Raw genomic sequence first — 4,948 nt, forward strand, 5'->3', positions numbered from 1 at the left:
CTCGATCAGCAACGGACCGAGACTCCCGCGCCAGCCGCCACCTCATGCCGGACCAGCAGAAACCGCACATGACGTTCGGAAAGAGAACGACCTCTAACGAAGCACTACTAGGCTCCACGGCCCCTTGGACGGGACGTCCTTCACCTGCTCGCACCAGGTGCCGTCGGTCTCCTCGATCAGGAACTCAATCCCGGCCCCCGCCTGGCCCGGAGGCTCCAGACGGATCCTCGACGCCCGCCCCCGCAGGAGATCTGCCACCCGCAGCGCGGTCCACCAGTTCTCGTACCGGTTTCCCGCCTTATCCGCAGCCCTACCCAACAGCCCCATCCAACATCACTTCCCCAGGACACGACAGCAGGCTTCTCATCGCCAGCAAACCCCAGCAACCCGCGACGTTATCGCCGCCGACAGACACCCGCACGCGCCAGACCGCAGGTGTCAAAAGCATGACTTAACAGCAGGTCACCCCCACAACAAACATCCCTGCCACCCACACAACGTCTAGATAATCGACATCACCGGCGAGCGGGGCGTGGAGGCGGTCTGCTTCGCCGACACCCGCGGCTCCCAGGTCGAGATCGTCCAGAACATCGGCCGGGCCCTGCGCCCCAACCCCGACGGCACCGCCAAGGTCGCCCGGATCATCGTGCCCGTCTTCCTCCAGCCCGGCGAGGACCCGACCGACATGGTCGCCTCCGCCTCGTTCCGCCCCCTCACAGCTGTCCTCCAGGGCCTGCGCTCCCACTCGGAACGCGTCGTCGAACAGCTCGCCTCCCACGCCCTGACCAGGCAGCCGCGGACCAAGCCGCACCACCTCGTCCGCGACAAGGACGGACGCATCGTCGCAGCCAGCGGCGAAGGCGACGGTGCCGGTGCCGGTGCCGGTGCCGGTGCCGAGGAATTGGACGGCACGCAGGGGGCGGTGGAGTCCGCGCTGCTGAGCTTCTCCAGCCCCCGCGACGCGGCGACGATCGCGGCGTTCCTGCGCACGCGGGTCTACCGGCCCGAGTCGCTGGTGTGGCTGGAGGGCTATCAGGCCCTGCTGCGCTGGCGGAAAGAGAACGGAATCACGGGCCTGTACGCCGTCCCGTACGACACCGAGACCACGGTGGGCGTCACGAAGGACTTCCCCCTGGGCAGGTGGGTCCACCAGCAGCGGCGCACCTACCGCGCCGGCGAACTCGATCCCCACCGCAAGACACTGCTCGACGAAGCCGGAATGGTGTGGGAACCCGGCGAAGAAGCCTGGGAGAACAAACTCGCCGTCCTGCGCTCCTACCACCGCGCCCACGGCCACCTCGCCCCCCGGCGCGACGCCCTATGGGGCAACGCCGACAACGAACTCGCCCCGGTCGGGGAACACATGGCCAACCTCCGCCGCACCCACGGCCTCGGCAAAAAACCCGAACGCGCCACGGCACGGGCCGCGCAACTGTCCGCGATCGACCCCGACTGGAACTGCCCCTGGCCCCTCGACTGGCAGCGCCACTACCGCGTCCTCGCCGACCTCGCCGCCGACGAACCCCACGGCACCCTCCCGGCCGTCGAGCCCGGAGTGCTCTTCGAAGGCGACGACCTCGGACGATGGCTGCAGCGACAGTCCCACGACTGGTTCCAGCTCTCCGAGGAGCAGCAGCGGAGGCTCTCGAGCCTGGGGGTGAAGCCCGCTGAGCAGCCGGCGCCAGCCACCCCGGACGGCGCGAAGAGCGCTGAGGGAAAGACATCGACGGCGTTCCAGCGGGGTATCCAGGCCCTCGCGCAGTACATCGCCCGCGAAGGCAGAACTGTCGTGGGAAGGACACACGTTGAAGAGCTGCCGGACGGTTCGGTGGTCAGGCTAGGGGTGTTTCTGAGTAACCAGAAGGTGAGGCGGGAGCGCCTAGATGCGGAGCAGCGAGCCGTCTTCGCCGAGCTGGGCTACGCCTGGGCCGCAGAACAGCCCGAGCATCGCTGACAGCGGTCTGGATCTGTGGCAGGCGTTTTCCCGTTGGCTTGTTATGCCCATTACCGGATGAGCCGATAATTCGTTTGGCTCTGTGTGCGGAACGCGGAAGCGGGATGGGATGCGGCAAGTGCCGGGCCGACTGATGTCGGAGCTGTGGACGTACGGTTCTTGGCTGCGGGTGGGACGACCGAGTGTTCGCCGTGGTCGGTGGCAGCCGCCGAAGTGGCCTTCGAGCAGTGTCCGCCGCTGAGTCCGTTTTCAGCCCGCAAGGGCAAGCGCACGGCGCCGGGATGGTGGTGGTCGGCGACCACCGGACGGCTCGTGCACTACGGGTCTGGGGCGATGCGGCTGCATCTGATGCTGCTCGATCGCGATCCAGGCGTCCAAGGTCTGGCCTGCCGGCCACTGGAACTGCGGTGTCCCGCGTCAAGCAATTGGCAGGTTTTCGGGTTCTGGAAAGTTGGGGACGAGAGGGTCGGCGGCGCCGGTGTGGACGTCGTAGGGGCGGTTCCAGGCGAGTGCCTCGTGGTGCCGGACGGTGTTGTACTCGGTCCGGTAGTCCTCGGCGTGGCGGACCAGGTCAAGGGCGTCGGGTATCTCCTCGAGGAACAGCTTCTCGTACTTCAGCGAGCCGAAGCCGCGCTCGCGTGAGCCGTTCTGCCCTGGCGTTCGGACCCGGATGCGGACGTGCCGCAGCTCGGCGCGGGCGGCGATGAATGCCTCGAAGCGGAACGAGCGGAACGGTCCCCCGTTGTCGGTGACGATCGTGACCAGCGGTTGCACCGCGCCGTCGGCTTCGCGCGGAGCGAGGTCGGCAAGCGGCCCTCCGGCCAGCCGCGCGGCCTCGGCCAGGGCGAGCTCGACGGCGGCGATCGCGTCGTGCTGGTTCGCGGTGGGCGAGATGTGCCAGCCCAGTTCGTACTTCGACCAGTAGTCGCGGCAGCCGGCCAGCCGCCAGGTGCCGCCAGCGGTGGTCTCGAACTCAGAGAAGTCGAATTGCCAGACCTGGTTCGGGCCGATCGGCTCGGTAGCGAACGCCGCCTTGCGCCATGCCGCGAGCTGCCGACGTTCGCGCTGGTAGTTCGCCTCCAGCAGCAGACCCTCGTCGCGCAGCAGCCGCAGCACGGTGGCCTGCGAAACGTGATGGCCGTCCCATCCGCACATCGCCCACACCTTTGATGGGGACTTTTGAATCTGGCTCTGGCCGCAGTTCCGTGAATCCCCAGGTCAGCAGTAGGAACGCAGGATCGTTTCGGCAGCGTACTTCCTGCCGTGGCGAGCAAGGCGGTTGAGGATGTGCTGTTTCCCGGGGTCGATGTGTGGGTGGAGGGGATGAGCGACTCCTCCGGCATCCTGGTGGTGGAGGCGGTGTCGACGGCCCGTCCAGGCCGGTGCCCAAACTGTCGCAAGCAGGCCCGCCGCGTGCACAGCACCTATCAACGCACCCTGATGAGCGGCCGTTGGGCTCACGTCGAGTCATCGTCCGTCTGCGGGTGCGCCGGTACTTCTGCGACCGGAAGAGCTGTTCCCGTAAGACGTTCGTCGAGCAGGTGCCGGGTCTGTCCACGCGCTACCGTCGGTCGAGTACCGGGCTGACGGGCTGGCTGCGGTCGATCGCGATCGAGCTCGGCGGCCGTCCCGCCGCACGGCTGTGCCGACGCCTGCGGCTGACCGCGGGCCGAACCCGGCTGCTCAGGCTGCTGACGGCGCCAGCGGTGTCGGACCGTGCCCCGCGGGTGCTGGGGGTGGACGAGTTTGCCTTCCGCAAGGGCTGCACCTACGGCACCGTGCTGGTCGACGTCGAGGCCGGCCGGGTCGTGGACGTACTGCCCGACCGCACCTCCGAGACGTTCGCGACCTGGCTCACCGAGCATCCTGGAGCCGAGATCATTTGCCGGGACCGGGCCACCGCCTACACCAAGGCGGTCAAGGAAGCCGCCCCTCATGCCCTGGAAGTCGCTGATCGTTGGCACCTGTTGCAGAACCTGTCCGCCGCGGTGGAGAAGACCTGTCACCAGCACCGCGACTGCCTGCGCAAACATGCCGAGGAGGAGGCGGCGACCGAGGCGCCGGAGCCACCCCCGATGCTGTTACCGCCCGCGGAACTGCCCCGCACCCAGATCATCGAACGCACCCGCCACCGCTACGAGGACATCCACCGCCTGCTGGAGTAACGCTGGACGATCAGCGCCATCGCCCGCCGGTTGAACCTCGACCGCAAGACCGTGCGACTCTTTCGTGACACCGACCTCCACGAGCTGCTGGCTTCCGCCCGCGACCGCCGGCCCAACGGCGTCCTGGAGCCCTTCAAGGCATACATCAACGCTCGCTTCACCGAGGCGCAAGGCCAGGTCAGCGGCACCCGGCTGTTCCTGGAGATCCAGGCTCGCGGCTACCGCGGCAGCCGCCAGGTCGTCCGCAAACACCCCTCGCCGCCCTCCGCGCGGGCACCGCCCAACCGATCCGGGCCGATATACCAAGCCCTCGCAAGATCACCTCGTGGATCATGCGGCCCCGGGAGACGCTCACCGAAAGCCAGGACGAGCGCCTCCTTCAGGTCCGGCTCGCCTGCCCGGACATCACCCGGGCCTGCGACCTCGCCCGCGCCTTTGCCGATCTGGTCCGTCACCGGCGCGGATACCTGCTGCTGGAGTGGATCCGCCAGGCCGAGCAGGACGCACCGAAGCCGATGCAGGGCTTCGCCGGTTTCCTCCGTCAGGACCTCGATGCCGTCACCGCCGGGCTGACCCTGCCGTGGAGCTCCGGGGTGGTCGAAGGGCATGTAAACCGGATCAAAACGATCAAGAGAGCCATGTATGGACGGGCCGGTTTCGGCCTCCTACGTACCCGAATCCTCGCCCGCGCATAGCCCCGGCTCGGTCACGGAGTCCAACCGGCCACCACCTGCTCGGCCACCGCGAAGTCGGTCTGGCAGTCCGGACAGGCGGCTCGCCCGAACAAGTAGAGGAGGCCATGAGCCAAGCCCTCCTGCCCGTCTGTCAT

Annotated in this window: 3 protein-coding genes and 1 pseudogene; 3 read left to right on the forward strand and 1 reads right to left on the reverse strand. The window is 68.0% G+C overall.

Going from position 1 to position 4,948, the window contains the following annotated elements; genetic code table 11:
* Nucleotides 1-508: 508 nt before the first annotated feature.
* Nucleotides 509-1,954, forward strand: a pseudogene (locus tag ACWCPM_RS34585) (Helicase associated domain protein); the annotation flags it as partial.
* A 417-nt stretch (nt 1,955-2,371) separates the two neighbouring features.
* Here ACWCPM_RS34585 and ACWCPM_RS34590 read toward each other — a convergent pair.
* Nucleotides 2,372-3,109 carry a transposase gene (locus ACWCPM_RS34590; protein WP_450980228.1) on the reverse strand — a complete coding sequence of 246 codons (738 nt, stop codon included), beginning with the start codon at nt 3,107-3,109 and terminating at the stop codon, nt 2,372-2,374.
* 227 nt (nt 3,110-3,336) lie between these two features.
* On the opposite strand from ACWCPM_RS34590, the gene ACWCPM_RS34595 reads away from it, so the two are divergent.
* Together ACWCPM_RS34595 and ACWCPM_RS34600 are read left to right on the forward strand one after the other, a co-directional pair.
* Nucleotides 3,337-4,119: an ISL3 family transposase gene (locus tag ACWCPM_RS34595; protein ID WP_450980229.1), complete on the forward strand. Its 783-nt coding sequence runs from the start codon at nt 3,337-3,339 to the stop codon at nt 4,117-4,119.
* A gap of 332 nt (nt 4,120-4,451) precedes the next feature.
* Nucleotides 4,452-4,814 carry a transposase gene (locus ACWCPM_RS34600; RefSeq protein WP_450980230.1) on the forward strand — a complete coding sequence of 121 codons (363 nt, stop codon included), beginning with the start codon at nt 4,452-4,454 and terminating at the stop codon, nt 4,812-4,814.
* Nucleotides 4,815-4,948: the final 134 nt, after the last annotated feature.

The organism is Streptomyces sp. NPDC002309, assembly GCF_053593375.1.